Source organism: Pseudomonas sp. FW305-7, assembly GCF_058786735.1.
Genome location: NZ_JBYSZA010000010.1, coordinates 106393 through 132990, shown reverse-complemented (window position 1 = coordinate 132990; position 26598 = coordinate 106393). Strand labels below are relative to the sequence as shown.

Genomic DNA, 26598 nt, shown 5'->3' with positions numbered 1-26598 from the left:
CTCTAGTCAGCCCGGTTTTTGCCGGTACTTTTCGAGAACCTGCATACGTGAGGAAAGTGGCTTTTCAGCATCGGCAGGGGTGGTTTCAAAACCTTCAATGTGTAGGCTGGCCAAATAGTTTGATCGGCGAACCTTGTCGTAATGGGCCTGCTTTTGCTGAAACGTCAAAACGCTCGTATCAGCATTCGAGTCTGAATCGCGATACTTTTTGCGTAAGATCTCGTCCATCTCGATAACGCTTTCCATCAGCCCATCAAAGAATTTGCTCATGGTTGCTCCCATGTTTGATTACCGTTCTTTTGATCGCTCTCACAGAGTGCATAAGAGCGATACGATCACTCGATTTCAGGCTGGAGCCTTCCAGTTGAGCATCTGCTGCTGTGCGACTTGCAGCAGGTCACAGCCATCCTGCGTCAGCAGATAGAGGGCGTGGGTGATGTGGGGGATGTCTTCGACGTCGGCTTGTTTGAAGCTGAGGCAATAGAGGGTTTTTAGCAGATCGCTTGAAGCGCGCAGGCGCTGGACGGCGCATTCGAGGATGTCTTGTGGATTGGCCGTTGTGTCGATGATCAGGGGCTTGGTGTCAGTGAGGTTGGATTCGAGTGGGCGGTAGCGATCGGTGGTGAATTGATTCCATGATTTCATTATTTTTTGCCTCGTTATGCGTCATGAGAATCCGCACCCACCGTGACCAAGCGATAGGTGGCGGACTGCGTTCGGGTTGGTCAACCGATGAGGCATTCACAACCGGCACACCCGAAGGTGTCCCGAACACAGCCGCCATAAAGCGTGCTGACACAAAAAAGCGCCAGCAGCATACAACGACTGTGAATGCACATCTAATACGGGTGACCAAGCCCGAGCCGCTGATTTGGCAGCGACAGTCACGACTATAGAGACGAGCTACACGACGGCGATAGAAGACAAGGAGTCTGTCCTTGTAGGAACAGGACGTAGATTCAATAGGTCATTGCTGACAATCCTTCAGACGTCTTAAACGAGCGCGTTTATCTGCCATCAGTTTCCTGCTTACTTCATCGGAAATGCTTGGCCGAGGATCATCAATGCTGGCTTGGACCTGCCGGATGAACCATGCCTCGTAGGTTTCCTCGTCGCTAGCCTGTTCCGATTCACCGCTCGTACTGTTCATCGTTCTATTTCCTTCTTGGTTAAAAACCTATCGGTCGCCGCTCCGCCTCAGCCAATAACCCGATACGCCGCCACATCCAGCACACTGGTCGTCAGCCCCGTCGCAGGGGTGTAGATCGAGCCTTTCACCGCCGAGAACGGTACGCCTTTGCTGCCTAAAGACACGTAGCGCTCGCCTTTATCCAGTTCGGTGAAGTAAGTGTAGGAAATGTTGTGCATCCGTTTGTACCGGGCCTCATCGCGGACGATGCCGTCGGTGAGGGTCTTCAGATCGGTCGCGGTCAGATTCAGGGTTTTGTTCAGTTGCACGCCCCAGCGCTTGAGGCAGGCTTCGGCGAAATGACGGACGACGCGGCCCGGTTCCACCAGGGTTTTCAGGTCACTGGCGCTGACAGGGACGCCGCCGTCGGCGGTGGCGTTGCCGGCCATGGTCGCGTGACGGCCGGCCATGGGATAGATGCAGGTTTTGGTGCCGGTGGCGGTTTGCGGGATGACGCAGCTGAAGCCTTTGGAGCGTTCATCGCGGGCGTAGAAGGCGATGTATTCTTTGACGTTGCTGCCGAGTTTGACCCGATCTTCCTGGAAGTTACCGATTCCCGGAACGGGGTCCAGGGCAAAGATGTTCACCGGAATATTTTTAAGTTGAGTATCTTTCAACATTGCATTGGCCAGCATATGGCAACTTACACCGCCTCGGCTCCAGCCCACCAGGTTGACGCGGGTGGGAATAACACCGTCTTTGCGGAACGTCTTGATAATGCCCTCCTGCAACTTCTGTTGGGTGATGCTGCGGTCGCCATAGTTGTACTTGCGCCAAAACCACGAGCCCTCGGCTTTGACATCTTCAATGGGAATGCCGGCGGCTTTGAGGCGGTTGTATTCGGCTTCGGTCAGTTGTTCGCGTTGCCAGTCGCATTTTCCTTTGATGATATTCAGCGCGTGCTGTACGTTTTCTTCCCAGCCCTTGCCGAACAACGTGCCGCTGAGACCGTACTCCTTGGTTTTGGTAAACAGGTCATCCGCTTGCAGGTTGCCGCTGCCCGGCCCATCGACCACGATCCATTCGGCAAACTCGCGACCGGAATGGTTTGCGGCCAAGGTGGAGATCAATTCGCCGTTCCAGAAGTTTTCATGGGTGGTGTCAAACTTGTTGGAACCCGTACCGCAAAAAAAGATAGTTAAAACAGTCATGTTTATTGCTCTTGTTTAATGAAAGAGCAGTCAACGTAGTATTGTTCTTTTAAAAGGCAAAGAAGTGGGTTGTTTCGAGATTTGTTGGTTGTTGGGTTTAATTGCGCTGGGCGATTTTAAGTTTTGCAACTTCCAGTAGTTCGCAACCGTCTTGAGTCAATAAGTAAAGCGCCTGAACAATGTTCGGGATGTCTTTGACGTCTGCTTGTTGGAAACACAAACAGTAAAGAGTTTCCAACAGATTGCTGGCAGCGCACAGACGTTGCTGTGCGGCATCCAGCAAGTCTTCATGGCAGGCGTCCGTGTCGATGACCAGCACCGGATTCTCGCTGTAACTGGTTTTCAAACGGCGGTAGCGGTTGAGGGGCGGGTGCAGTGAGTTCATGGATTAGGCTGTCCTTTGAGAAGTCGCTACGGTGCGATTCAGTCGCGTCGGCCACTATAGGAGGGCATCGGGCTGTGGGACAAGACGGCTGCAATGGACAGAGTTCGTAGGGGTTTTTCCGGTGTTCGGGTATTTGCCCTACGTGTTTTCATGGGCTTTTCAAGGCAAAACCCTTAGCTCGGAATTTTCCTACGGGTTTGTCAGGCGCTTCTGAACAAACCTCTGTATGGTGCGCGCCAGAATCTGTGGGACGTTTCCAGACGTCCTATACGCGTATAAAGGGAATTAGGTATGCAGTGGCTACGAATGGCCTTGATTGTGGTGCTGTGGGCCAGTGGTTGCCGTGTAGTAATGGCGGTTGACCTGGATAACGCGCTGGTTCTCGATCATCTGGATCGAACCGGTTGGCCGGAGGCGCTCACCAGCCCGGCGAACGTCGACACGGCCTCGCGCGCCGAAGTGCTGATGTTCGGCAAAGCTCTGCTCGCCAGCGAAGCGCTCGATGAGTCAGGTCTGAAACAACGGTTGGGTGTGCCGCAAGTGCAACTCAAGTCGATCCGGCAAGTGCGCGACGGTTTGTGGGATCACCTGCTGAGCACTTATCGCAACGCCAGTCAGGACTGTGGCGAACAACCCTTTTGCCCTCAGGTGCGCAGCGTCGCTGACCTGCGGCAGTTGGCGGCGGCGTTCACTGGCGACATCAGCCCGGCCCATGCACTTTGGGCAAGTAGAAGCCAGAGTGTGCATGAACAGGCATTGAACGAGCAGTTGCGAGTGGCCGTACTGCTGCCGTGACCTCTGCTGATTGACGTCTAGGCCACAGCGGCTGCCTGCATCGTCGCACCGGCCGCGAGTTGGGGAAGTTCGTCTGGAAACCGCATGCATCCGCCTAGCAGCAGGGCGGAGAGGGTGAGGGCGAGTATTAGCTTCAATCTAGAGTGCATGATCATTCCTTTGAGAATTTTTCACGCATCCGCCGTCCGGGCGTGATGCGGGCGAAACAGTGGGTGGGACTTTATCGCGATGCCGGAAAAGACCGCGATAAACAAATTGTGGCGTTTGTTTCAGCCTGTGACCCAGCGTCAGGGGCTGTATCATTCCGAATCGATTTGGCCCCGACCTTTTCTCGACTCGCTGCGATCGCCCGCTAGGCTGTTGGCATGGCAGCAGTCAAAGGAGTGACAGCGAATGCACAACACCCTGGAACAGGTTTTTGGTTATCCACAGTTTCGCCCCGGACAAGAAACAGCGATCAGTGCGGTACTGGCCGGGCGTTCGGCAGCCGCGATTTTCCCCACCGGTTCCGGCAAGTCCCTCTGTTATCAATTGCCGGCGCTGATGCTGCCGAACCTGACGCTGGTGGTCTCGCCGCTGCTGGCGTTGATGCAGGATCAATTGGCATTTCTGCAACGCCACGGCATTTCGGCCGGCAGCATCGATTCGGCGCAGAGCCGCGAGGATGCCAATGACGTGATGGCCCGCGCCCGTTCGGGTGAATTGAAGATCCTGATGATCTCGGTGGAGCGTTTGAAGAACGAGCGCTTCCGCAATTTCTTGCAGCAGGTGCCGATCTCGTTGCTGGTGGTGGATGAGGCGCATTGCATCTCGGAGTGGGGACACAATTTCCGCCCCGACTACCTCAAGTTGCCGGACTATCAGCGTCAGTTCAACATCCCGCAGACCTTGCTGCTGACGGCCACGGCAACCCCGCAAGTCATCGCCGACATGCAGGCGAAATTCTCTATTGCCGCCGAGGATGTGGTGACGACCGGTTTCTATCGGCCCAACCTCAATCTGCTGGTGGAGCCGGTGCGTGGCCAGGACAAGCGTCGGCGGCTGGTGGAGTGGATGGCCGAACGGCCGGGTCAGCCGAGCATTGTCTACGTGACCTTGCAAAAAACCGCTGAACACATCGCCGAACATCTGGAGCGCAACGGCATTCAGGCCGAGGCCTATCACGCCGGTCTGCCCCACGATAAGCGCGAGGCCATCCAGAAGCGCTTCATGGCCGGGCAGTCCAATTGCATCGTTGCGACCATCGCCTTCGGCATGGGCATCGACAAGAGCGACATCCGCAATGTGGTGCACTTCGATCTGCCCAAATCCATCGAAAACTACAGCCAGGAAATCGGCCGTGCGGGGCGTGATGGAGAACCGTCGGACTGCCTCGTGCTGGCCAATCGTGACAGCCTCAACGTGCTGGAAAACTTTGTCTACGGTGACACGCCGGAGCGTGACGGCATTCGTTATGTGCTCGATGAGTTGAAGGCCTCGGCACCGGAAGGGCAATGGGAGTTTCTGCTTGGTCCGCTGGCGGATCAGAGCAACATACGCGCGTTACCGCTGAAGACCTTGCTGGTGCAACTGGAGCTGCGTGGTCTGATCGCGCCGCGCTATGCGTATTACGCCGAATACCGCTTCAAGTATTTGCTCGAACCCGAGGCATTGCTCGAGCGTTTCGAGGGTGAGCGCCGGGACTTCGTTGCGGCGATCATCCAGACGTCGAGCCGTGCGCGTACCTGGGCCACGGTCAGTTTCGAGGCGATGTACACGCAATATTCGGCTGAGCGCAATCGGGTGGTGAAGGCGCTGGATTACTTTCAGGAGAAGGGCTGGGTCGAGCTTGAGAGCAAGCAGATGACCGAGGTCTACAGCTTGCTGCACAGCGACTTTGACAGTGATGTGTTGAGTGGCGAGCTGCACGATTACTTCACTCGCCACGAACAGACCGAAGTCGCTCGGATTCACGCGATGCTTGACGTGTTCACCACTGAACGCTGCCTGGGTTATCGACTGGCGGAGTATTTCGGCGATCACGATGCCCCCGAGCGTTGTGGGCATTGCTCGGTGTGTCACGGACAGATTGCTCGTTTACCAGCACCTCCGGAACTACCGGCGCTTGTGGATAAAAACTTCGCAGCCCTGTGCGGTGAATTTATCCACAGGCATGAGCAGCACACGGGCAGTGTGCCGACAGCGGAGCGATTGACGCGGTTTCTGTGCGGCATCAGTGTGCCGCTGTTCACCAAGCTCAAGGCGCGGGCGATTTCCGGGTATGCGACGTTGGAGGAGTATCCGTATGCCGAGGTGCGTGGGTGGGCCCAGGAACACCTTTGAGGTTGCATCCATCCGCTGAATGTCGATCATCACGGTAATAAACTTCAAAAACCGTCGATGGCTGACTATGGTGAGACCAGTCTTTGGATCGCCAACAAGAGAACAACATGAGCCAGACATTCGATATTCAGCAGGCGGCGGTAATCGGTGCAGGCACCATGGGCCGGGGCATTGTCATGTGCCTGGCCAATGCCGGCGTGACGGTGCAATGGGTGGATAACAATCCACAGATGCTGGCGCAGGCGCTCGCGACCGTGGCCGATACGTACGCACACAACGTACGTCAGGGTCGTATTGATCAGGCCGAAGCCGATGCGCGTCTCGCCCGGATCAGCGCAGCGCCGGATTACGTGGCGATCCGTAATGTCGATCTGGTGATCGAGGCGGTGTACGAAAACCTTGAGCTCAAACAGAAAATCTTCCGTGAACTGGATGGCGTGCTCAAGCCTGAAGCGGTGTTGGCGAGCAACACCTCAGCGCTGGATATTGATGCGATCGCGGCGGCTACCCAGCGTCCCAAGCAAGTGCTGGGTCTGCATTTCTTCAGCCCGGCGCACATCATGAAACTGCTCGAAATCGTTCGTGGCGCGCGAACTTCGCCTGCGGTATTACAAGCGGCTTTGGCGCTTGGCAAGCGCATGGGCAAAGTCAGTGTGGTGTCGGGCAACTGCCACGGCTTTATCGGCAACCGCATGCTGCATCCGTATGTACTGGAGGCGCGCAAGATGCTGCTCGAAGGCGCTTATCCACAGCAGGTGGATGCGGCGTTGCAGGGGTTCGGTTTTGCGATGGGGCCGTTTCGCATGTACGACGTGGTCGGCATTGATCTGGAGTGGCGTGCGCGTGAGCTGGCTGGCAAGGGCCAGGATGCACCGGAGGTCCAAGTGGATAACCGCTTGTGCGAGATGGGCCGGTTTGGTCAGAAATCGGGCAATGGTTATTACCACTACGAGCCGGGCAGTCGTCAGGCAGAGCGTGATCCTGAAGTGGATGCACTGGTGTTGCAGATCAGCGCGGGGCTGGGTTTTCAGCGTCGTGAGATCGGCCCGGAAGAGATTCTTGAGCGTTGCCTCCTGGCGCTGGTTAACGAAGGCGCGAAGATTCTGCAGGAAGGCATCGCCGAGTCGGCCCATGACATTGATCTGGTGTATCTGAACGGTTATGGCTTCCCGGCGGACAAGGGTGGACCGATGGCGTGGGCGGATCAGCAGGGGCTGGCGGATATTCATCAGCGTTTGCTGGCGCTGGAGACGCGGCAGGGTGATCACTGGACGCCGGCGCGGTTGATTGCTGAGTTGGCGGCGCAAGGCAAGGGGTTTGCTGACCGTTGAATGAAGTGGCGCCTGTATCAGCGCCTTCGCGGGCAAGCCCGCTCCCACAGGTAAAGTGGTCGTTCTCACGGTCAGCGTTAGAACGATCAATACGAGAACTACGCATGAACCAACGCACTGACTATCCGCACTTCCAGCCCATCACCACACGCTGGCACGACAACGACGCGTACGGCCACGTTAACAACGTCACTTATTACAGTTTCTTCGACACCGCCGTGAACACCTACCTGATTCAGGTTGGCGGGCTGGATATTCATGATGGCGAGGTGGTCGGTTTTGTGGTCAGTTCGGCGTGCGATTACTTTGCCTCGATCGCTTTTCCGGATCTGATCGAGATCGGCCTACGGGTCGGCAAGCTGGGCAATAGTTCGGTGCAATACGAACTGGCGGTGTTCAAGGTTGGCGAAAGCGAGGCTTGTGCGGCCGGGCGTTTCGTCCATGTGTTTGTTGATCGTGCGAGCAATCAACCGGTGCCGATTCCTGCCGGGTTACGCGCAGCGCTGGAACGGTTGGTGGTGTGAAAAAGGCAAAAAAAATCGCAGCCCGAGGGCTGCGATTTTTGTTCAAGCATTCGCCTTAACGGTGGCGATAGTACTTGTGATGCTTGCGATGGCCATAGGCATGGCCGCGACCACGGTGGTCGTCGCGATAATAGCGACGGTCGTCACGGCCGCGATCATAGCGACGATCGTCGTCATCGCTCTTGTTGCCCATGTAGTTGCCCAGCGCGCCACCGGCACCGCCACCTGCTGCGGAGCCGATCAGGCTGCCGGTGGTGCCGCCCATGCTGCGGCCGACTACGTTACCGCCGGCCGCGCCCAACGCACCGCCAATGGCGGCTTCGCCACGGCTGCGTTTGTCTGCGCCGACCGCACTACCACCCGCGCCGCCCAGGGCTGCGCCGATGGTGGAACCTGTATTGCCGCCTAAAGACTGACCGACGACCGAGCCAAGAACCCCGCCCAATGCGCCGCCCACACCTGCTTCGGTGGTGCCTCCGGCAGAAGCGAAGCCACTGACCAGGCCAAGGGACAACAAGAGAATCGAGGAGAACTTCATAGATGAGCCTCAAAGGGATGACGGCGCCGATCCTGAGGCTGTGGAACAAGGCTGACAATCAAAATCCGACGAATAACACGACTTGTATACAATTGTGCAAGTTACTGTTTTTTATGCGGAACTTAACCGATTTTCGCCGGTCTTTAGCTACTTCGGACAGGCCACTTTTGTGAAAAAGCGGCCTTTTTTGTGGGCGATGGAAACGCAAAAACAAGAGCTGATCGTAACCACGCTCTGCGTGGTTATGCATCCTTGGACGCTCAGCGTCTGCTATTGGGGCGCGGAGCGTCCCGGTCTGCGTTCCCACGCGGAGCGTGGGAACGATCAACAAACAGGAGTCCTTCGGCCTCCAGCGGGAGCAAGCTCCCTCGCCACAGTGGTCCGTGTGTGTCAGGCCGACTTGGCCATGATCAACCCAGTCTCACTCGCCGCTTCCAAGCGGATCGCAATGAACTTCGACGTCGGTGTATGGCTGCCATCCCCGGTGCTTTCCAGCGGCACCAGCGGGTTCACTTCCGGGTAGTACGCAGCGGCCTGCCCTGCAGGGATATCAAACGCCAACAACGTGAAACCCTTCACCCGACGCTCACGACCATCATCCCAGATCGACACGATGTCAGCCTTCTGCCCCGGCCGGAAGCCCAGGCGAATGATGTCGGCCTCGTTGGCGAACAGCACGTCGCGCTGGCCTTTGACCCCGCGATAACGATCGTCGAGGCCATAAATCGTGGTGTTGTACTGATCGTGGGAGCGCATCGATTGCAGGATCAGATCCGGCAACTGTCCGGTGGCGCGGGTGCGTTCGTGGACCAGATCTTTCGGCAGCAGGTTCGCACGGAAATTGGCGCGGCCTGACGGCGTATTCCACTTGCGTGCGCCGGCGCTGTTGCCGAGGTAGAAGCCGCCCGGGTTCTTGATCTTCTCGTTGAACTCCTTGAAGTTCGGGATGGTGTCGGCAATCAGTTCGCGGATACGCCCGTAATCGGCCACCAGCCAGTTCCAGTCCACCGGTTTGCTGCCCAGGGTAGCGGCGGCGATGCCGGCGATGATCGACGGTTCCGAGCGCATCTGGTTCGACAGTGGCTGCAACTGACCGTTGGAGGCGTGGACCATGCTGAACGAGTCTTCCACGGTGACCGCTTGCGGGCCTTCGGTCTGGATGTCGATGTCGGTACGCCCGAGGCACGGCAGGATCAGCGCGTCTTTGCCGTGAGCCAGGTGGCTGCGGTTGAGTTTGGTGCTGATCTGCACGGTCAGGTCGCAATTGCTCAGTGCCGCGAACGTGCGTGGGCTGTCCGGCGTGGCTTGGGCGAAGTTGCCGCCCAGACCGATAAAGACTTTGGCGCGGCCCTCGGCCATCGCATGGATCGCCTCGACCACGTTGTGGCCGTTGTGACGCGGCACCTTGAACTGGAAGCGCCGTTCCAGCGAATCAAGGAACGCCACGGGCGGACGCTCGTTGATGCCCATCGTGCGGTCGCCCTGCACGTTACTGTGGCCGCGCACCGGGCACAGGCCCGCGCCTGGCTTGCCGATGTTGCCGCGCAGCAGCATCAGGTTGGCGATTTCCTGAATGGTCGGCACCGAATGGCGGTGCTGGGTGATGCCCATCGCCCAGCACATGATCACGTTTTTGCCTTTGGCGTACATGCGTGCGGCTTGTTCGATCTCCACGAGGGTCAGGCCGGACTGCGTGACGATCTGCTCCCACGGCGTATCGTCGACGACGCCGAGGTACTCCAGCACATTGGCGCTGTGGGCGTTGAGGAAGTCATGGTCGAACACCGCCGGGGTGCCGGCCTTCTGCGCATCACGCTCCCACTGCAGGAGGAATTTGGCCATGCCGCGCAGCACGGCCATGTCGCCGCCCAGTGCCGGGCGGAAGTAGGCGGTGTTGGTCGGCTTGTCGCCGTTGGTGAGCATTTCGATCGGGTGTTGCGGGTGCTGGAAACGTTCCAGGCCGCGCTCTTTCAGTGGGTTGACGCACACCACCTGAGCGCCACGTTTCACTGCTTCGCGCAGCGGTTCGAGCATCCGCGGGTGGTTAGTGCCGGGGTTCTGGCCCCAGACGAAAATCGCGTCAGCGTGTTCGAAGTCGTCGAAGGTCACGGTGCCTTTGCCGACGCCGACACTTTGCGCCAGTGCAACACCGCTGGCCTCGTGGCACATGTTCGAGCAGTCAGGGAAGTTGTTGGTGCCGTAGGCGCGCACGAACAGTTGATAGAGGTACGCCGCTTCGTTGCTGGCGCGGCCCGAGGTGTAGAACTCGGCCTGATCCGGGCTCGACAAGCCTTGCAGGTGTTTGCCGATCAGCGCGTAGGCGTCGTCCCAAGCGATCGGCTTATAGCGATCAGTCTCGGCGTCGTAAACCATCGGCTCGGTCAGGCGACCCTGATACTCCAGCCAGTAATCGCTCTGTTCCAGCAGCGAAGTGACGCTGTGCTTGGCGAAGAATTTGGCATCGACGCGGCGCTTGGTCGCTTCCCAGTTCACCGCTTTGGCGCCGTTCTCGCAGAACTTGACCATACCGCTTTCCGGCGAATCGCCCCACGCGCAACCCGGGCAGTCGAAGCCGCCGTTCTGGTTGGTCTTGAGCATCATGCGCAGGTTTTTCAGCGCGTTGTCGCTGGTCAACCAGGCCTGAGCCACGCTGATCAGCGCGCCCCAGCCGCCAGCTGCGCCTTTGTAGGGCTTGTAGCGCGGGACAGGTTTCTGGTCGGCTTGATGATGTTGGCTCACGCTTGATTCTCCATCGCGGGGCTATACACCCGCGGCGCACTTTTCTGCGGCAGGTGGATGAGATTGAGGTTGTGTCGCCGGGCCCATTGCACGGCAAGGCCGGTCGGCGCGGACAGGCTGACCAGGGTCTGGATGCCGGCGCGCAAGACTTTCTGGATCAATTCGAGGCTGCAACGGCTGGTGACAATCGCCAGGCCGCCGTCTGTAGATATCTTCTGGCGGATCAGCCCGCCGATCAGTTTGTCGAGGGCGTTGTGCCGGCCAATGTCTTCTCGGCCCAGCAGCAATTCGCCGCTGGCGTCCATGAACACCGCTGCATGTACCGCGCCGCAATGCTGACCGAGCGGCTGGAAGGCGCCGATGCGCTGGCGCAAACCGTCAAGCCAGGCAATCGGTGGCAACGGCGCACCCGGCAATACCTTAAGGTCGGGCAGCGCCTGTTCCACGGCTTCGACGCCGCACAGGCCGCAACCGCTGGTGCCGGCCAGTTGCCGACGCTGGGTCTTGAGATTCCAGAAGGCGCGGTTGGCAATCGTCACTTGCGCGTATTGCGCTGAGCCTGCGCCGGTCAATTGCAGGTCATAAATGTCGCTGGCGTCCTCGATGATGCCGCTGCCGAGGCTGAAACCGACGATGAAGTCCTCAAGGTCGGTCGGCGTTACCAGCATCACGGCCTGACTGATGCCGTTGTAAGCGATCGCCAGCGCGACTTCCTCGGCCAGCGCGGTGCTGGCCGATTCCACAAGGGGTAAATCGCTGTAACTGTAGGTCTGGCTGGCGGCGGGCGCGGGCGTTTCGAGTGCTGGCGCCGCGCAGGCTGGGCGCTTGGCGTTCATGGCATCACCGACGGTTTGATCAACGTTAAGACTAGGCGCGGCAAGATGTCGCGTCTAATCGCTAATGTTGATCTACCGATAGATGCCGTCGATCAAGAATCGCCTGGCGATTTTTGATACAGGGCGAAACAGGCCTCGGCCAGTGCTGAACGCGGCGCACCACGGCGCATGATCAGCCCCAATGGCGCAAGGGTTTGCGCGTTTTCGATGGGCTGCAGGCGCAGGTGATCGGTGAGTTTTTCCAGGCCGCCGTCCAGTGGCATGATCGCGCAGCAAAAGCCTCCATGCACGGCTTGTAACAATTGATGGACAGCATCGGTTTGCAGCAATGGCTGCGGGGTCAGACCCCGGCTGTGGAAGTTGTGGTCGATGGACTGGCGAAAGTGCATGCCACTGGTGAGCATGCCCAGCGGCAGTTCGATCAGCGATTCCCAGCTCAACGGCGCCTCGCCGAAGGTGAAAGAGCGCTGATCGTAGAGCAGACCCATGCGCGTTTCGCTGAAGGCCAATGATTCGAAGCGCTCGTTGTCGAGACGATCGAGATAGGAAACGCCCAAGTCGATGCGGTTGTTCGCCAGGTGTTCAAGGATCTGCTCGGAGCTCAACGCCGACATTTCAAAGCGCAGGTTCGGATGCGCGGCATACAGGCGTTGCATCAGCGGTAACGGATCGAAACTCGACAGCGGCACCACCCCAAGCCGCAGTGTGCCGATGAGGTTGCCGCGACACGCCGCCGCCTCGGCGTGCAACCCGTCATAAGCCGCCATCACCGACCGCGCCCACGCCAGCACGCGCTCACCAGGTGCGGTGAAGCCTTCGAAACGCTGGCCACGGTTGACCAGTGGCAGGTCGAGTTCTTCTTCGAGGCTGCGCAAGCGCATCGATAACGTTGGCTGGGTGATGTGACACCGCGCGGCGGCCTGGCCAAAGTGGCGGGTTTCGTCGAGGGCGATGAGGAATTTCAGCTGCTTGATGTCCATCTTCGCTCCGGAGGGTGTTGGCGGGGTAGGCGATTCTACCGCTTGGGGGTGGCAGGGTCATTGGTCGGCTTGGAACCGGGTTTGTCTGGCGTGGTCTAGGCTTGGACGTCTGGAACCCAAATCAAGGAGTGTGCGCTATGAGTCTTTTGAGTTTTGTGAAAGAAGCCGGTGAAAAGCTGATCGATCTGCTGACCCCGGGCAATGCCAATGCCAGCGAGCAGTTGAAGGAACACATCAGCAAGGTCGGACTGGGCAATCCGAATGTTCAGGCGACAGTGGACGGCGACAAGGTGACGGTCACCGGTGAGGTGGCGAGCCAGGAAGAGAAAGAGAAGATTCTGCTGGCGGTGGGCAACATTGCCGGGGTTGGCAGTGTTGATGACCAGATCACCGTGAGCGGGCCGGTTGTGACTGCCGCACAGTTTGTTGTGGTCAAATCGGGCGATACCCTCAGCGCGATTTCGCTGCGTGTGTACGGTGATGCCAACAAGTACCAAAAGATTTTCGATGCCAACAAGCCAATGCTCAAGGATGTGAACAAGATCTATCCGGGGCAGACGCTGCGTATTCCTGAGTAACCCGCAAGATCCTGTGGCGAGGGGATTTATCCCCGATGGGCTACGTCGCGGCCCCTGCTTTTTTTCGACTGCTGTGCAGCCGATCGGGGATTAATCCCCTCGCCACAATGGATTTTCATAGGTTGCAGATGAGGTCGCGGTAATCCTCGACCGCGGAAAATTCGGCCGTGTCTTTCGGGCCTTTGCGGCTGTCCGGCTCTTTGACCGCGAGCAAATGCGCCACACCGAAATCCCGCGCACTGCGCAAGATCGGCAGAGTGTCGTCGATAAACAGGCTGCGTGCCGGATCAAAGCGGATATCCGCTTGCAGTGCATCCCAGAACTGCGGGTTCTCCTTCGGAAAGCCGTAATCGTGAGAGCTGATCAAACGCTCGAAATAGGGCGCCAGTTCAATCCGCTCCAGCTTCAACGACAACGAATCACGGTGCGCGTTGGTGATCATGATCACCCGTTTGCCAGCCCGTTTGAGTGCCTCCAGAAACGTATCCGCATCCGGGCGCAAGGCGATCAGGTGCGCGGTTTCCTGCTTCAGTTCGCGCACCGAAAGCTTCAACTCCGTGCTCCAGAAGTCCAGGCAGTACCACTGCAATTGCCCGGCATGGCGCTCGAACAGCGGCTGCAACTCCATTTCCGCCATTGCCCGGCTTACCCCGTGCAGCTCGGCGTAGCGCTGGGGCAGGTGTTCCAGCCAGAAATGGTTGTCGAAGTGCAGATCCAGCAGCGTGCCGTCCATGTCCAGCAGAACGGTATCGATGTCGGACCAGGGTAATGAAGGCATGGCAACGTCTCGAGCGGTAGAAAGATATCCGACATAAACAATCGGGAAAGCCGCGTTATAGTAGCGCGTTCACGCCAAGGAGCTTTGCATGCGCCAGAAACCCACCGTACTCGCCCGCGAGATCGTCGCCACCAGTCGCCTGTTTTGCGTCGAAGAACTGAAGCTGCGTTTTTCCAATGGCGTCGAGCGCACCTACGAGCGTCTGGTCGGTAAAGGTGCGGGCTACGGCGCGGTGATGATCGTGGCGATGCTCGATGCCGAGCATGCAGTGTTGGTCGAGGAGTATTGCGGCGGCACTGACGAATACGAATTGTCCTTGCCCAAAGGCCTGATCGAGCCGGGTGAGGATGTGCTGGCGGCGGCCGAGCGTGAGCTCAAGGAAGAAGCCGGTTTCGGCGCGCGGCAACTGGAGCATCTGACCGAGCTGTCGTTGTCACCCGGCTACATGAGCCAGAAGATTCAAGTGGTACTGGCCACTGATCTTTATGAGGAACGTCTGGAGGGCGACGAGCCCGAGCCGATGCGCGTCGACAAGGTCAGTCTGCGCGAGTTGTCGGCGCTGGCGCAGAATCCGCAGTTTTCCGAAGGTCGCGCATTGGCGGCCCTTTATTTGACCCGTGATCTGCTGAGTCAGCGCGGCGTTTTCAGTTATGAGTGAGCACTTGATGAATTTCCCCAACCCGTTGATGGCCCCGGTAGTTGAGCTGGCATTGCGCGCGGGCGAAGCGATTTTGCCGTTCTGGCGCTCAGGCGTTGAAGTCACGGCCAAGTCCGATGACTCGCCGGTGACCGCCGCCGATCTGGCGGCGCACCACCTGATCGTCGCCGGACTGACAGCGCTCGATCCGAGCATTCCGATCCTGTCCGAAGAGGACGCCAATATCCCGCAAGGCGTGCGGGCCGGTTGGCAGCGCTGGTGGCTGGTGGATCCGCTGGATGGCACCAAGGAGTTCATCAGCGGCAGCGAAGAATTCACCGTCAATATCGCGCTGATCGAACACGGTCGGGTGGTGTTTGGCGTGGTGTCGATGCCGACTAATGGTCGCTTCTATGTCGGTGGTAGCGGGCTCGGTGCCTGGCGTTGCGATAAGGGTGGCACGCCGGTTTCGATTCAAGTGCGTGACGTGCCTGGGCCAGGTGAAGCGTTCACTGTGGTCGCCAGCCGTCGACATTCCAGTCCCGAGCAGGAACGCCTGCTGGCCGGATTGAGTGCGAATCTGGGTGAGCTGCAATTGGCGAATATCGGCAGTTCGTTGAAGTTTTGTCTGGTGGCTGAGGGCGCGGCGGATTGCTATCCGCGACTGGCGCCGACTTCGCAGTGGGACACGGCGGCGGCGCAGGGTGTGCTGGAAGGCGCGGGCGGTGAAGTGTTGGATTTGCGCGGTAATGCGTTCTGTTATCCGGCGCGGGAATCACTGCGCAACGAGTTCTTTCTGGCGCTGCCGGCGAAGGCTGCGTGGCGGGCGAGATTGTTGGAGTTGGCCCGGGGGTAAGTGGCCTGATCCTGACGCCAGACCCTCACCCCAGCCCTCTCCCGGAGGGAGAGGGGGCCGATTGGGGGATATTGGAGGGATACACCGACTTGAGCGAGCTGTGCTGAATCCATAACCGCCGCCGATCTTTCAGGTCGATGTCTGCCGCAAGACCCTTCGGTCAGTCCCCTCTCCCCCCGGGAGAGGGGCTCTTGGGCTTTACCGATGCAGGACGTACTGCCCGCTGAACCTCACCGCATCCTCATCACTGCGCGCATTAACAATCCGCGTATTCAGTGTCAGCCGCGCCCGCCCATATCGCCGATACATCGCCAGAAACTTCTGCCACATCGCTGCATCCGGCGCCGGGCAAATCGCCGTGGCATCCCCCGTCACCGGCAGCGGATAGCTGATCTGCCCCTCCTGAATGACGATGTGCCCGTCCTCGATCCCTTCTTCCTTCAAGCGCAAATGCAACCAGCCCCAACCGGCCAGCACCGCGCCGCAATAGAGGCTGCCGCCGAACATGGTGCTCTTGTGATTGACGTTGGGATCCAGCGGCAGGTGCAGACTCAACTGCTGCTCACGCCAGTCGAGCACTTTCAGGCCCATGTCCCGGGTCAACGGGATGTCGTGATGGAGAACGGACTCCAGATATTGTCTGTGATCGGTCATTCGTTCTCTTCCCCATGGCTGCTGTCGCCGAAGTTGAGACCATGCTTGCGCAGTTTGTCGTGCAAGGTCTTGCGCGGAATGCCCAGGGCTTCGGCGAGGCTGCGCACGGAGCTGTGCGAGCGCGCCAGTTCGGCGGCAATCAACGACTTCTCGAAGTTTTCCACTTGCTCGCTGAGCCCGCCGCCGATGACTTCCACGGTAGCAACGCCGTCGGATCCACTGTTGTCCAGCGCCAGTTCCAGGCCGAGGGCGAAACGCTCGGCGGCGTTTTGCAATTCGCGGACGTTGCCCGGCCAGGTGTGGCGCAGGAGCAAAGCGCGTTGTGCCGGTTGCAATTCGTGGGGCGGCAAACCGTGACGGGCGCTGGCTTCATCGGCGTAATGCTGGAACAGCACCAGCGCATCTTCGCCACGCTCGCGCAAGGGTGGAATGCGCAGCGGTGCGACATTGAGGCGGTAATACAAGTCGGCGCGGAAACGGCCCTGATCGGCTGCTTGACGCAAATCTTCCTTGGTCGCGGCGATCACGCGGATGTCCAGCGGGATCAGTTGATTGCCGCCCAGGCGTTCGACGACGCGCTCCTGAAGCATGCGCAGCAACTTCACTTGCACGTCCATGCTCATGCTTTCGATTTCATCAAGGAATAGCGTGCCGCCATTGGCGAATTCAAACTTGCCGATCCGGCGTTTTTGCGCACCGGTGAATGCGCCCGGCTCATGCCCGAACAGCTCGCTTTCCACCACCGATTCGGCCAGCGCGCCGGCGTTGATCGCCACGAACGGACCGTTACGGCGGCTCGACAAATCATGCAGTGCGCGGGCGACCACTTCTTTGCCGGCGCCGGTTTCGCCAAGGATCAGCACGTCAGCCTTGGTCGCTGCCAGTGCGCCGATCTGCTCGCGCAAGCGCAGCATCGGCGTCGAATGGCCGACCAATCGCGCGCTCAATTCGTTGCGATCACTGAGGGCCAGACGCAGGCTGCGGTTGTCCAGCACCAGGCGGCGCAGGGCCAAGGCGCGGCGCACGCTGTCGAGCAGGGCATCGCTGGCGAAGGGTTTTTCGAGGAAGTCGTAGGCACCAGCGCGCATCGCCTGCACGGCCAGCGGCACATCGCCGTGGCCGGTGATCAGCAGCACTGGCAGTTCAGGGTCCTGAGCGTGCAATTCGCTCAACAATTCCAGACCGTCCATGCCCGGCATGCGAATGTCACTGACCACCACGCCGGGCCAGTCACGCTCCAGTTGCGCGGCGAGGCCTCTGGCTTCGGACAACTGAAGAATTTTCAGGCCGGCCAGATCCAGGGTCTGGCCGAGGGCCTGACGCAGGTGCGGATCGTCGTCGATCAACACTACCTGAATGCGATTGTCGATGGTCATGCACTTCGATCCTCGGACGGTTGCAGGCTGACCCCGGGCGCACCGGCGCGCAGCCGCAGGGTAATCAAGGCGCCGCCCTGTTTGTGGTTGGCGAACGACAGTTCACCACCGAAGGCGCGCATCAGCGTTTCACAAATGGCCAGCCCTAGACCAAGGCCCTGCGTGCGGGTCTTGGTGGTGTAGAAAGGTTCGCTGGCGCGGCCAAGAGCTTCCATGCAGAACCCCGGGCCATTGTCGCGAATGTACAGATTGACGCCCTCGGCGGTGGATTCGGCACTCAGCCACAATTTACGCGGCGGGCCTTTTTCGGTGAGGGCGTCGAGGGCGTTGGCCAGCAGGTTGCCGAGCACCTGGCGCAAACGGGTTTCGCCGGCCTCGACCCACAGGGTGGCGGCGGGCAGATCACGGATCAGTTCGACCTCCATGCTGCGGCGACGTTTCGCCAGCAGTGCCAGCGCATCGTCCAGCGCCGGTTGCAGGGCGACGCTTTCCGGGGCGTGGCGATCGCGGCGGGCGAAGGCGCGCAGATGCGCAATGATCGAGGCCATGCGCCCGGTCAGTTCGCTGATCAGCTTGAGGTTGCCGCGCGCGTCATCAGTGCGCTGATGATCGAGCAGCACTTCGGCGTTTTCCGCATAGCTGCGGATCGCTGCCAGTGGCTGATTGAGTTCGTGGCTGATACTCGCCGACATCGTGCCCAGTGCCGAGAGTTTGCCGGCCTGCACCAGATCATCCTGGGCGCGTACCAGTTCCTGTTGGGCTTGTTCACGCTCCAGCACTTCCTGTTTCAAGCGGCGGTTGAGGCCTTCGAGGTCGCTGGTGCGTTCGGCGACCCGACCTTCCAGCTCCCGTCGCGCCTTGGCTTCGAAGGCGATGCGTTCCAGATAGTGACGGCGGCGCTGCATCATCAGACCGAGCAACAGCATCACCACCAACAGCGTGGCGCCGCCGATGGCTACGACGGTGCGCACCGGCCGGTCGATCAGCGTGCGCGGGGCAAGGATGCTGACGCTCCAGCCGGTTTCGGCGATGTCGTGGGTCTGGGTGAGCCAGGCATCGGGGCTGAGATTGAGTGGGCGTGGTTCGCGGGTCGGGTAAGGCTGGATCGCAGTGATCGCCGCTCGCTCGGCGTCACTCAAGACACGCGTCGAGCGGAAGCGCCATTCCGGACGCGAGGTGAGGATGACCACGCCGTTATGGTCGGTCACCAGCAGTTGTTCCGGGGTTTTGCCCCAGAGGCTTTCGGTGTGGTCGAGATCGACCTTGATCACCAGCACGCCAATGATCTTTTCGCCATTGCGCACGGCGGCGGCGAAGAAATAACCACGCTTGGCAGACGTTGTGCCAAGACCGAAGAATCGTCCGAGGCGTCCGGCCATGGCTTCGCTGAAATACGGCCGGAACGAGAAATTGCGGCCGACGAAACTGTCGTGTTTGTCCCAGTTCGACGCCGCCAGCGTTTGGCCGTTGGTGTCCATCAGGTACATCACTTCAGCGCCGGTCTGCGCACTGATGTTTTTCAGCAGGCGATTGGCATTGCCTTGGGTGACACCATCGTCCGGTGCCCCCAGCACCGCGCGCAGGGCTGGCAGGTCGCCGAGGATTTGCGGCAGTACTTCATAGCGGTGCAGGGTGCCCAGCAGGTTGGCGACATACAGGTCGAGCGTCTGGCGGTTCTGACCGGCCAGTTCGCTGCGGTAATAGCGCTCGGCCAGATGTTCCAGCGGCCACAGCAGTGGCGCCAGACACAGGGCCAGCAGGGCGAGGCTGCGCCAGCGAGGTCTGCGGGGGAGAGATGGTTTCATGAGCGTGCGCCTGTGGGGACAGGCGCATTATGCCCTTGCTCCCTACGAACTGCCTGCGCGTCGATCATGCTGCGTTAAAAACAGGCTCGTAATGCTCGTTTAGGCCCCTGAACTCCGCTTACTCGCCTGTTTTTGCCTTGCCAGATCGTCGCTCGGCTGGTTTTCGCAGGGGCCCGATGGCTCAGGCGAAGACTTCAGCGTCCTTGAGCAGGGCTGCTGCCTGATCCTTGGCCGACAGCGTCGGCGCTTCGTTCAACTGCCAGTCGATACCCAGAGCAGGGTCGTCCCAGCGAATACTGCGCTCGGACGAAGGGTCGTAGTAGTTGGTGGTCTTGTAGAGGAATTCAGCGAACTCGCTCAATACCACAAAACCATGGGCAAAACCTTCCGGGATCCACAGCTGACGATGGTTGTCAGCCGACAGGCGCACTGCTACCCACTTACCGAAGTGCGGCGAGCTGCGGCGGATGTCCACGGCCACATCCAACACTTCACCGGCGGTCACGCGGACCAGTTTGCCTTGGGTGTTTTCAAGCTGGTAATGCAGACCACGCAACACACCTTTTTGCGAACGCGAATGGTTGTCCTGGACGAACTGTGTATCCAGACCGGTCGCTTGCTGGAACCCCTTGGCGTTGAAACTCTCGTAGAAGAAACCGCGCTCGTCACCAAACACCTTGGGTTCGATGATCAGAACACCGGGCAGATCGGTGGTGATTACATTCATGAGGATTGTCCAGTGTTAGGTGTGGATTGCTGACATTCTTGCGCAAAGTATTGGTTAGTGCGAGTGAGAACCGCGACGGGATACTCATTCGACTTCACCCCAATACCAACGTTGTTCTTCATAGGTCTGGCCTTCTTGATATTCAACATGGTAGCGCAGGCCTCTCTCTGCCACGTCCTGCGGCAAGACGAGTCTCCACTCTTTACCAGCCTTTTAGCGGTTTTGATGTATCTGTCACATGGAAACCATGTCAGGGCAGGCAGAGGGGGTCGTCGTTCGACAATCGATAGCCTGTTCCGTTCGGGACATACGCAGGTGAAGCGCTGCGGGACATTTCGGTAATGGTTTCTAGTCGATAATGGTTTCTGGCTGATGACATTCAAGCGTCTCAGGTTGAACAGTGAAGCCTTCAAACACAATCTGAAAATGTTGTGGGAAAAGTTACCCGGAGTGCTCTCGGTGCAGCGTTGCGCCCTTGATTAGATCGATAGTCGGTACAAGGGGTTGCGTCTCGCCGGAAGCAATGGCGATATAGGCGCCTAATAAAATTTCAGGGGTCGTTTCATGCCGCTCGCCACGTTGATTCATCGCGCCAGTTTGCCCAGTCCGCAAATTTGTGAAGAGCAGGCGCTGCAATGGCTGGCGGAGCATTACGGGCTCAGTGGCACGTTGCAGGCCCTTGGCAGTCAGCAGGATCTGAATTTTCGTGTCGACAGTGCGCGCGGGCGCTTTGTGCTGAAGATCTGCCGTGGCGATTACGCCCTCGTTGAGTTGCAGGCCCAGCACGCCGGGCTGAAATATCTTGCCGAACATTCTAACGTCAATGTGCCACGGGTGATTGCGGCCAATAACGGCGAGGACCTGCTGTCACTGGAGGTCGGTGGCGAAACGGTGCATGTGCGGCTGCTGGATTACATCGAAGGCCAGTCGCTGACCCACCTCGATCATTTGGGCAATACCGTGGTGGCCGGGTTTGGCCGGCTCTGTGGCGAGATGGATCTGGCGCTGGCCGGGTTTGACCATCCGGGCCTTGAGCGCACGTTGCAGTGGGACGCACGCCATGCCAGTGCATTGATCAGCCATTTGCTGCCGGTGATCAAGGATGAACGGCAACGCGCGCTGATTGCCGATGCCGCCCAGCAGGCCGAAAGCCGCTTGCGACCCTTGCTCGACAAACTGCCGGTGCAGGCCATCCACATGGACATCACCGATGACAACGTGGTCTGGCAGCGCGACGCCCAGCGTCACTGGCAATTGCAGGGCGTCATCGATTTCGGCGATCTGATACGCACGTGGCGGATCACCGATCTGTCAGTGACTTGCGCGGCATTGCTGCATCACGCCGGCGGTGATCCTTGGGTGATTTTGCCGGCGGTGCAGGCTTATCACTCGGTCAATCCGCTGCAACGCGAAGAACTGCAAGCGCTGTGGCCATTGATCGTCGCGCGTGCGGCGGTGTTGGTGCTCAGTGGCGAGCAGCAGGTCAGCATTGACCCGGGCAACGCCTATAGCCGCGACAATCTCACACACGAATGGGAAATCTTCCGCGTCGCGACATCGGTGCCGCTGGCGCTGATGGAGGCGGCGATCCTGACGGCGGTGGGGCAGAGCTTGCCGGCGATCAACGGCGAAGGTTTTGCACCGTTACTCCCGAGTCTGGTCGGGCGCGAGTTTGCGCTGATCGACCTTGGCGTGCTGAGCCCGCATTTCGAGGCCGGCAATTGGGAGCAGGCAGGCATCGATCAGCGCCTGCTGACGGAAGCGGCGGCGGCCCATGGCCTGGCGGCGAGCCGTTATGGTCAGTACCGTTTGTCGCGCACCCGGCCCGACAGCGCCGAGGAACCGGACACCTTCCCGCTGCACGTTGAATTGCGCGTACCCGATGGCACAGCGGTCGAAGCGCCGTTTGCCGGTGTGTTGCATCAAACGGCGGACGGCGTGCTGCAACTCGATGGCCCGCAACTCAGTGTGCGGCTGTGGGGCGTGACGCCTTCACTGCACAGCGGCGCGGCACTGGTCAAAGGTCAGGTGCTGGGCGCGGTCAGCGGGCCGTTGATCGTGCAGTTGAGCCGAGGTGCGCAACTGAACGCGCCGCTGTTCTGCACGCCTTCCCATGCCCCGGCCTGGCAAGCACTGTGCCCATCGCCCGCCGCGTTGCTGGGACTGGCCTGCGATGCCGAACCGGAGCTGGACGCGAAAACCCTGCTTGAACGCCGCGATGCCAGTTTTGCCCGCACGCAGAAACACTACTACGTCGACCCGCCGCGCATCGAACGCGGCTGGCGCAATCACCTGATCGACATGCAGGGCCGCTCCTATCTCGACATGCTCAACAACGTCGCGGTGCTCGGTCACGGTCACCCGCGCATGGCTGCAGTCGCGGCACGCCAATGGTCGTTGCTCAACACCAACTCGCGCTTCAACTATGCGGCGGTCGCCGAGTTTTCCGAGCGCTTGCTGAAGCTTGCGCCGCAAGGCATGGACCGGGTGTTTCTGGTCAACAGCGGCAGCGAGGCCAATGACCTGGCGATCCGTCTGGCGTGGGCCTACAGCGGCGGGCGCGACATGATCAGTGTGCTGGAGGCCTATCACGGCTGGACAGTTGGCGCCGATGCGGTGTCGACGTCGATTGCCGACAACCCCAAAGCCCTCGAAAGCCGCCCGGACTGGGTACATCCGGTGACCGCACCGAATATCTATCGCGGGGAATTCCGTGGCCTCGATTCGGCGCCGGAATATGTGCGCAGCGTCGAGCATCATCTGGCGAAAATCGCCGAGCAGAAACGCCAACTGGCTGGGTTTATCTGCGAACCGGTGTACGGCAATGCCGGTGGTATCTCGTTGCCGCCGGGTTACCTGCAAGCGGTGTATGCGAAGGTCCGCGCGCTGGGCGGCGTTTGTATTGCCGATGAAGTGCAGGTCGGCTACGGGCGCATGGGCCATTTCTTCTGGGGTTTCGAAGAGCAAGGCGTGGTCCCGGACATCATCACCATGGCCAAAGGCATGGGTAACGGCCAGCCCCTGGGCGCGGTCATCACTCGCAGGGATATCGCCGAGGCACTGGAGGCCGAGGGTTACTTCTTCTCGTCGGCGGGCGGCAGTCCGGTGAGTTGCCAGATCGGCATGGCGGTGCTGGATGTCATGGAAGAAGAAAAACTCTGGGAAAACGCGCAGGTGGTCGGTGGCCATTTCAAGGCACGGCTCGAGGCGCTGATCGATAAACATCCGCTGGTGGGGGCGGTGCACGGCTCAGGGTTCTATCTCGGGCTTGAGTTGATCCGCAATCGCCAGACGCTGGAGCCGGCGACCGAGGAGACGGCGTTGCTGTGCGATCGCCTGCGCGAGCTGGGTATCTTCATGCAGCCGACCGGTGATGACCTGAACATTCTCAAGATCAAACCGCCGATGGTGACGTCGCGCCAGAGTGTGGATTTCTTTGTCGACATGCTTGATCGCGTTCTAACCGAGGGTCTGTAAACCCTGCAAATCCCTGTGGGAGCGAGCCTGCTCGCGAATGCGGTATGTCAGTCACTGATTAGGTTGACTGACGCGCCGCCTACGCGAGCAGGCTCGCTCCCACATTTTTTTGGGTTGTTAGTTAGATTTATATCGGTATTTATTCGGATTATTTAGACGTAAGGCATTTTACACGCTTCTAAAGCCGATATTTATCGGCTATAAAGTCGCCATTGCTCCGGCATGGCGATGGCTGTCCGGTGCGCGCGTTTTTTCTTTTCGGTCGAATCCTCGGCCGTCAAAGCACTTGCCCGGAGATGATTCATGAGCCGTATCGTTACCGTCGCCGCCACTCAGATGGCCTGTTCCTGGGATCTGGAAGCCAACCTCGAAATCGCTGAAAGGCTGGTGCGTGAAGCTGCCGCCAAAGGCGCGCAGATCATCCTGATTCAGGAGCTGTTCGAGGCGCCGTACTTCTGCCAGAAGCCGAACCCGGACTATCTGCAACTGGCGACGACGGTGGAAGAAAACGTCGCGATCAAGCATTTCCAGAAAATCGCCAAAGAGCTGCAAGTGGTGCTGCCGATCAGCTTCTACGAACTGGCCGGGCGTGCGCGTTTCAACAGCATCGCAATCATCGATGCCGACGGCAGCAACCTCGGGATTTATCGTAAAAGCCACATCCCGGACGGCCCGGGCTATCACGAGAAGTACTACTTCAACCCAGGCGACACCGGTTTCAAGGTGTGGAACACCCGTTACGCGAAGATCGGCGTGGGCATCTGCTGGGATCAGTGGTTCCCGGAAGCAGCGCGGGCGATGGCGTTGCAAGGTGCGGAAATCCTGTTCTATCCAACAGCCATCGGCAGCGAGCCGCACGACAAGACCATCTCCTCACGCGATCACTGGCAGCGCGTGCAGCAGGGCCACGCCGGCGCCAACCTGATGCCGTTGATCGCCAGCAACCGCATCGGCAACGAAGAACAGGACGGCTACGACATCACGTTCTACGGCTCGTCGTTCATCGCCAACCAGTTCGGTGAAAAAGTGCAGGAGCTGAATAAAACCGAAGAAGGTATTCTTGTGCACACTTTCAACCTCGACGAGCTGGAACATATTCGCAGCGCGTGGGGTTCATTCCGTGACCGCCGGCCAAACCTGTACGGCGCGTTGAAAACCCTCGACGGTTCCCTGGAGTCCTGATCCCGATGACCACATTGAAAAGTACCCCACGTGCCGACGGCTTCTACATGCCGGCCGAGTGGGCTCCCCAAACTCAGACTTGGATGATCTGGCCCGAGCGCCCGGACAACTGGCGTCTTGGCGGCAAACCGGCGCAAGCCGCCCACGCGGCGGTGGCCAAGGCCATCGCCCGTTTCGAACCGGTGACCGTGGCCGTGTCCGCCGGCCAATACGAAAACGCCCGCGCTCGTCTCGACGTGCCGAATATCCGCGTGGTCGAGATGTCCAGCGATGACGCCTGGGTGCGCGACAGCGGCCCGACGTTCGTCATCAACAACAGCGGCGAAGTACGCGGTGTGAACTGGGATTTCAATGCCTGGGGCGGCTTCGATGGCGGTCTGTACTCGCCGTGGAATCGTGATTCGCAGGTCGGCGGCAAGATCCTCGAGATCGAGCGCAGCCCGCGTTATCGCACCGAAGGTTTTGTGCTCGAGGGCGGCTCGATTCACGTCGACGGCGAAGGCACGCTGATCACCACCGAAGAATGCCTGCTGAACCGCAATCGCAACCCGCACCTGGGCCGCGAAGAAATCGAAGCGGTGCTCAGCGCCAATCTGGCTGTGGATAAAATCATCTGGCTGCCGGACGGTTTGTTCAACGATGAAACCGACGGCCATGTGGATAACTTCTGCTGCTACGTGCGTCCGGGCGAAGTGTTGCTGGCATGGACCGATGATCCACAGGATCCGAACTACCCACGCTGCCAGGCCGCGATGAAAGTGCTGGAAAGCAGCACCGACGCCAAGGGTCGCCCATTCACGGTGCACAAGATGCCGATTCCGGGGCCGCTGTTCGCCACCGAAGAAGAGTGCGCTGGTGTTGATCCGGTGGACGGTACGCAGGAGCGTAATCCGTCCGTGCGCCTGGCCGGTTCTTACGTGAACTTCCTGATCGTCAACGGCGGCATCATCGCGCCGAGCTTCGACGATCCGATGGATGCACCGGCTCGGGAAATTTTGCAGAACCTGTTCCCGCAACACGAAGTGGTGATGGTGCCGGGTCGTGAACTGTTACTGGGTGGCGGCAACATTCACTGCCTTACCCAACAGCAGCCAGCACCGCACAAAGAGTGAGTTGAGTCGTAACAGCTTGAGTTGATTAACAAATCAACCGGGCAATGTTTAGCTCGCTATGCATCAACTGAGGCCCGCAGCCCGAAAGGACGGCGGGCTTCTTTGTATCCGCTTGTCGACAAATCGCAAACCTTGGCATAGCTCTTGTATCGGTCCAGGCGCACTAGGGAGGGGGAAAGAACTTCAACAGTTCTGTCATAAACCTTGGATAACGTAGCCGCTCACGAACGGGGAGAGAGCGCTGAAATGAACGCCGAAGTGAACGTAGTCAGCGAGCGGACGTTGCATCCCATGGCCGTAAACGGCGAATCGCTCCAGATTGTCGCGCACTTTTTGAAGTCCAATGGAACGCGTCAGATCAGGGAAGCTGATCCGCGCCGGATGATGATCGAGCGCTACCCCGCTGGCCTGTTCAGCGAGGCCGAACTGGAAGCGTTGTGGGCTGTGATGGAAGGATAAGAAAAACAACAGGGATTACTGAAAGCGCTGCCGGGATGGCGGCGCTTTTTTATGCACGACACATAACCCTTTGTAGGAGTGAACCTGCTCGCGATTGCTATCTGTCAGCCGCCATAAATATCAACTGACACACCGCTATCGCGAGCAGGCTCACTCCTACAGGTATT

At 59.4% G+C, this 26598-nt stretch carries 25 protein-coding genes; 11 read left to right on the top strand and 14 right to left on the bottom strand.

Annotation, left to right across the window (positions count from 1 at the left end):
* Positions 1–6: 6 nt before the first annotated feature.
* From AC3WMT_RS14695 to AC3WMT_RS14675, 5 genes are all read right to left on the bottom strand, one after another.
* Positions 7–168: a YhfG family protein gene (locus AC3WMT_RS14695; protein WP_256583542.1), complete on the bottom strand. Its 162-nt coding sequence runs from the start codon at positions 166–168 to the stop codon at positions 7–9.
* A gap of 177 nt (positions 169–345) precedes the next feature.
* A complete protein-coding gene (locus tag AC3WMT_RS14690; protein ID WP_103304144.1) occupies positions 346–645 on the bottom strand; it encodes a hypothetical protein in 300 nt (99 codons plus the stop codon).
* 322 nt (positions 646–967) lie between these two features.
* A complete protein-coding gene (locus AC3WMT_RS14685; protein WP_103304145.1) occupies positions 968–1150 on the bottom strand; it encodes an antitoxin PaaA2 family protein in 183 nt (60 codons plus the stop codon).
* 47 nt (positions 1151–1197) lie between these two features.
* Positions 1198–2340, bottom strand: a complete 1143-nt coding sequence (locus tag AC3WMT_RS14680) for a hypothetical protein (RefSeq protein ID WP_103304146.1) — start codon at positions 2338–2340, stop codon at positions 1198–1200.
* Positions 2341–2437: 97 nt separating this feature from the next.
* Positions 2438–2725: a hypothetical protein gene (locus tag AC3WMT_RS14675; RefSeq protein WP_103304147.1), complete on the bottom strand. Its 288-nt coding sequence runs from the start codon at positions 2723–2725 to the stop codon at positions 2438–2440.
* A 291-nt stretch (positions 2726–3016) separates the two neighbouring features.
* On the opposite strand from AC3WMT_RS14675, the gene AC3WMT_RS14670 reads away from it, so the two are divergent.
* From AC3WMT_RS14670 to AC3WMT_RS14655, 4 genes are all read left to right on the top strand, one after another.
* A complete protein-coding gene (locus AC3WMT_RS14670; RefSeq protein WP_103304148.1) occupies positions 3017–3520 on the top strand; it encodes a polysaccharide deacetylase in 504 nt (167 codons plus the stop codon).
* A 393-nt stretch (positions 3521–3913) separates the two neighbouring features.
* On the top strand, positions 3914–5842 hold the full coding sequence (locus tag AC3WMT_RS14665) for a RecQ family ATP-dependent DNA helicase (RefSeq protein ID WP_103304149.1): 1929 nt from the start codon (positions 3914–3916) through the stop codon (positions 5840–5842).
* A 107-nt stretch (positions 5843–5949) separates the two neighbouring features.
* Entirely contained in the window at positions 5950–7173 is a 1224-nt protein-coding gene (locus AC3WMT_RS14660) for a 3-hydroxyacyl-CoA dehydrogenase (protein WP_103304150.1), read from the top strand.
* Positions 7174–7277: 104 nt separating this feature from the next.
* A complete protein-coding gene (locus AC3WMT_RS14655; protein WP_103304151.1) occupies positions 7278–7697 on the top strand; it encodes an acyl-CoA thioesterase in 420 nt (139 codons plus the stop codon).
* A gap of 55 nt (positions 7698–7752) precedes the next feature.
* Here AC3WMT_RS14655 and AC3WMT_RS14650 read toward each other — a convergent pair whose 3' ends face one another.
* The 4 genes from AC3WMT_RS14650 to AC3WMT_RS14635 all read right to left on the bottom strand — a co-directional run bounded on the left by AC3WMT_RS14650 (position 7753) and on the right by AC3WMT_RS14635 (position 12790).
* On the bottom strand, positions 7753–8235 hold the full coding sequence (locus AC3WMT_RS14650; RefSeq protein ID WP_103304152.1) for a glycine zipper domain-containing protein: 483 nt from the start codon (positions 8233–8235) through the stop codon (positions 7753–7755).
* 390 nt (positions 8236–8625) lie between these two features.
* A complete protein-coding gene (locus tag AC3WMT_RS14645) occupies positions 8626–10974 on the bottom strand; it encodes an FdhF/YdeP family oxidoreductase (RefSeq protein WP_103304153.1) in 2349 nt (782 codons plus the stop codon).
* Positions 10971–11810, bottom strand: coding sequence for a formate dehydrogenase accessory sulfurtransferase FdhD (fdhD, locus tag AC3WMT_RS14640; RefSeq protein ID WP_103304154.1), 840 nt, complete (start codon positions 11808–11810; stop codon positions 10971–10973). Before fdhD ends, AC3WMT_RS14645 begins: the two co-directional genes overlap by 4 nt.
* A 92-nt stretch (positions 11811–11902) precedes the next feature.
* Positions 11903–12790 (bottom strand): LysR family transcriptional regulator, encoded by an 888-nt coding sequence (locus tag AC3WMT_RS14635; RefSeq protein ID WP_103304155.1) that lies wholly within the window; start codon positions 12788–12790, stop codon positions 11903–11905.
* 137 nt (positions 12791–12927) lie between these two features.
* On the opposite strand from AC3WMT_RS14635, the gene lysM reads away from it, so the two are divergent.
* Complete coding sequence (gene lysM / locus AC3WMT_RS14630; RefSeq protein WP_016986405.1) at positions 12928–13368, top strand: peptidoglycan-binding protein LysM; 441 nt, start codon at positions 12928–12930, stop codon at positions 13366–13368.
* 115 nt (positions 13369–13483) lie between these two features.
* On the opposite strand, the gene yrfG is transcribed toward lysM, so the two are convergent.
* A complete protein-coding gene (gene yrfG, locus AC3WMT_RS14625; RefSeq protein WP_103304156.1) occupies positions 13484–14146 on the bottom strand; it encodes a GMP/IMP nucleotidase in 663 nt (220 codons plus the stop codon).
* Positions 14147–14234: 88 nt separating this feature from the next.
* Here yrfG and nudE point away from each other — a divergent pair, with 88 nt between their 5' ends.
* Together nudE and cysQ are read left to right on the top strand one after the other, a co-directional pair.
* Positions 14235–14804, top strand: a complete 570-nt coding sequence (nudE, locus tag AC3WMT_RS14620) for an ADP compounds hydrolase NudE (protein WP_103304157.1) — start codon at positions 14235–14237, stop codon at positions 14802–14804.
* 7 nt (positions 14805–14811) lie between these two features.
* On the top strand, positions 14812–15639 hold the full coding sequence (gene cysQ, locus AC3WMT_RS14615; RefSeq protein ID WP_103304158.1) for a 3'(2'),5'-bisphosphate nucleotidase CysQ: 828 nt from the start codon (positions 14812–14814) through the stop codon (positions 15637–15639).
* Between the two features lie 198 nt (positions 15640–15837).
* Here cysQ and AC3WMT_RS14610 read toward each other — a convergent pair whose 3' ends face one another.
* From AC3WMT_RS14610 to rfbC, 4 genes are all read right to left on the bottom strand, one after another.
* Positions 15838–16293 (bottom strand): thioesterase domain-containing protein, encoded by a 456-nt coding sequence (locus AC3WMT_RS14610; RefSeq protein ID WP_103304159.1) that lies wholly within the window; start codon positions 16291–16293, stop codon positions 15838–15840.
* On the bottom strand, positions 16290–17669 hold the full coding sequence (locus tag AC3WMT_RS14605; protein WP_103304160.1) for a sigma-54-dependent transcriptional regulator: 1380 nt from the start codon (positions 17667–17669) through the stop codon (positions 16290–16292). The genes AC3WMT_RS14610 and AC3WMT_RS14605 overlap by 4 nt, the downstream gene beginning before the upstream one ends.
* Positions 17666–19474: a sensor histidine kinase gene (locus tag AC3WMT_RS14600; protein WP_103304161.1), complete on the bottom strand. Its 1809-nt coding sequence runs from the start codon at positions 19472–19474 to the stop codon at positions 17666–17668. Before AC3WMT_RS14600 ends, AC3WMT_RS14605 begins: the two co-directional genes overlap by 4 nt.
* A 181-nt stretch (positions 19475–19655) precedes the next feature.
* Positions 19656–20201: a dTDP-4-dehydrorhamnose 3,5-epimerase gene (gene rfbC, locus AC3WMT_RS14595; RefSeq protein ID WP_103304162.1), complete on the bottom strand. Its 546-nt coding sequence runs from the start codon at positions 20199–20201 to the stop codon at positions 19656–19658.
* Positions 20202–20765: 564 nt separating this feature from the next.
* Between rfbC and AC3WMT_RS14590 the strand changes: the two genes are divergently transcribed.
* The 4 genes from AC3WMT_RS14590 to AC3WMT_RS14575 all read left to right on the top strand — a co-directional run bounded on the left by AC3WMT_RS14590 (position 20766) and on the right by AC3WMT_RS14575 (position 26431).
* Positions 20766–23678, top strand: a complete 2913-nt coding sequence (locus AC3WMT_RS14590) for an aminotransferase (protein ID WP_103304163.1) — start codon at positions 20766–20768, stop codon at positions 23676–23678.
* 303 nt (positions 23679–23981) lie between these two features.
* On the top strand, positions 23982–24860 hold the full coding sequence (gene aguB, locus AC3WMT_RS14585; RefSeq protein ID WP_103304164.1) for an N-carbamoylputrescine amidase: 879 nt from the start codon (positions 23982–23984) through the stop codon (positions 24858–24860).
* Positions 24861–24865: 5 nt separating this feature from the next.
* Complete coding sequence (aguA, locus tag AC3WMT_RS14580) at positions 24866–25972, top strand: agmatine deiminase (RefSeq protein ID WP_103304165.1); 1107 nt, start codon at positions 24866–24868, stop codon at positions 25970–25972.
* Between the two features lie 246 nt (positions 25973–26218).
* Entirely contained in the window at positions 26219–26431 is a 213-nt protein-coding gene (locus AC3WMT_RS14575) for a hypothetical protein (protein WP_103304166.1), read from the top strand.
* Positions 26432–26598: the final 167 nt, after the last annotated feature.

Bases quoted from the DNA above. Each gene is read 5' to 3' on its own strand.
- nudE (WP_103304157.1), top strand. From the start codon at position 14,235: ATGCGCCAGAAACCCACCGTACTCGCCCGCGAGATCGTCGCCACCAGT.
- yrfG (WP_103304156.1), bottom strand. From the start codon at position 14,146: ATGCCTTCATTACCCTGGTCCGACATCGATACCGTTCTGCTGGACATG.
- AC3WMT_RS14600 (WP_103304161.1), bottom strand. From the start codon at position 19,474: ATGAAACCATCTCTCCCCCGCAGACCTCGCTGGCGCAGCCTCGCCCTG.
- cysQ (WP_103304158.1), top strand. From the start codon at position 14,812: ATGAATTTCCCCAACCCGTTGATGGCCCCGGTAGTTGAGCTGGCATTG.
- AC3WMT_RS14665 (WP_103304149.1), top strand. From the start codon at position 3,914: ATGCACAACACCCTGGAACAGGTTTTTGGTTATCCACAGTTTCGCCCC.
- lysM (WP_016986405.1), top strand. From the start codon at position 12,928: ATGAGTCTTTTGAGTTTTGTGAAAGAAGCCGGTGAAAAGCTGATCGAT.
- AC3WMT_RS14610 (WP_103304159.1), bottom strand. From the start codon at position 16,293: ATGACCGATCACAGACAATATCTGGAGTCCGTTCTCCATCACGACATC.
- AC3WMT_RS14605 (WP_103304160.1), bottom strand. From the start codon at position 17,669: ATGACCATCGACAATCGCATTCAGGTAGTGTTGATCGACGACGATCCG.
- fdhD (WP_103304154.1), bottom strand. From the start codon at position 11,810: ATGAACGCCAAGCGCCCAGCCTGCGCGGCGCCAGCACTCGAAACGCCC.
- aguA (WP_103304165.1), top strand. From the start codon at position 24,866: ATGACCACATTGAAAAGTACCCCACGTGCCGACGGCTTCTACATGCCG.
- AC3WMT_RS14575 (WP_103304166.1), top strand. From the start codon at position 26,219: ATGAACGCCGAAGTGAACGTAGTCAGCGAGCGGACGTTGCATCCCATG.
- aguB (WP_103304164.1), top strand. From the start codon at position 23,982: ATGAGCCGTATCGTTACCGTCGCCGCCACTCAGATGGCCTGTTCCTGG.
- AC3WMT_RS14590 (WP_103304163.1), top strand. From the start codon at position 20,766: ATGCCGCTCGCCACGTTGATTCATCGCGCCAGTTTGCCCAGTCCGCAA.
- AC3WMT_RS14685 (WP_103304145.1), bottom strand. From the start codon at position 1,150: ATGAACAGTACGAGCGGTGAATCGGAACAGGCTAGCGACGAGGAAACC.
- AC3WMT_RS14670 (WP_103304148.1), top strand. From the start codon at position 3,017: ATGCAGTGGCTACGAATGGCCTTGATTGTGGTGCTGTGGGCCAGTGGT.
- AC3WMT_RS14660 (WP_103304150.1), top strand. From the start codon at position 5,950: ATGAGCCAGACATTCGATATTCAGCAGGCGGCGGTAATCGGTGCAGGC.
- rfbC (WP_103304162.1), bottom strand. From the start codon at position 20,201: ATGAATGTAATCACCACCGATCTGCCCGGTGTTCTGATCATCGAACCC.
- AC3WMT_RS14650 (WP_103304152.1), bottom strand. From the start codon at position 8,235: ATGAAGTTCTCCTCGATTCTCTTGTTGTCCCTTGGCCTGGTCAGTGGC.
- AC3WMT_RS14675 (WP_103304147.1), bottom strand. From the start codon at position 2,725: ATGAACTCACTGCACCCGCCCCTCAACCGCTACCGCCGTTTGAAAACC.
- AC3WMT_RS14690 (WP_103304144.1), bottom strand. From the start codon at position 645: ATGAAATCATGGAATCAATTCACCACCGATCGCTACCGCCCACTCGAA.
- AC3WMT_RS14655 (WP_103304151.1), top strand. From the start codon at position 7,278: ATGAACCAACGCACTGACTATCCGCACTTCCAGCCCATCACCACACGC.
- AC3WMT_RS14680 (WP_103304146.1), bottom strand. From the start codon at position 2,340: ATGACTGTTTTAACTATCTTTTTTTGCGGTACGGGTTCCAACAAGTTT.
- AC3WMT_RS14635 (WP_103304155.1), bottom strand. From the start codon at position 12,790: ATGGACATCAAGCAGCTGAAATTCCTCATCGCCCTCGACGAAACCCGC.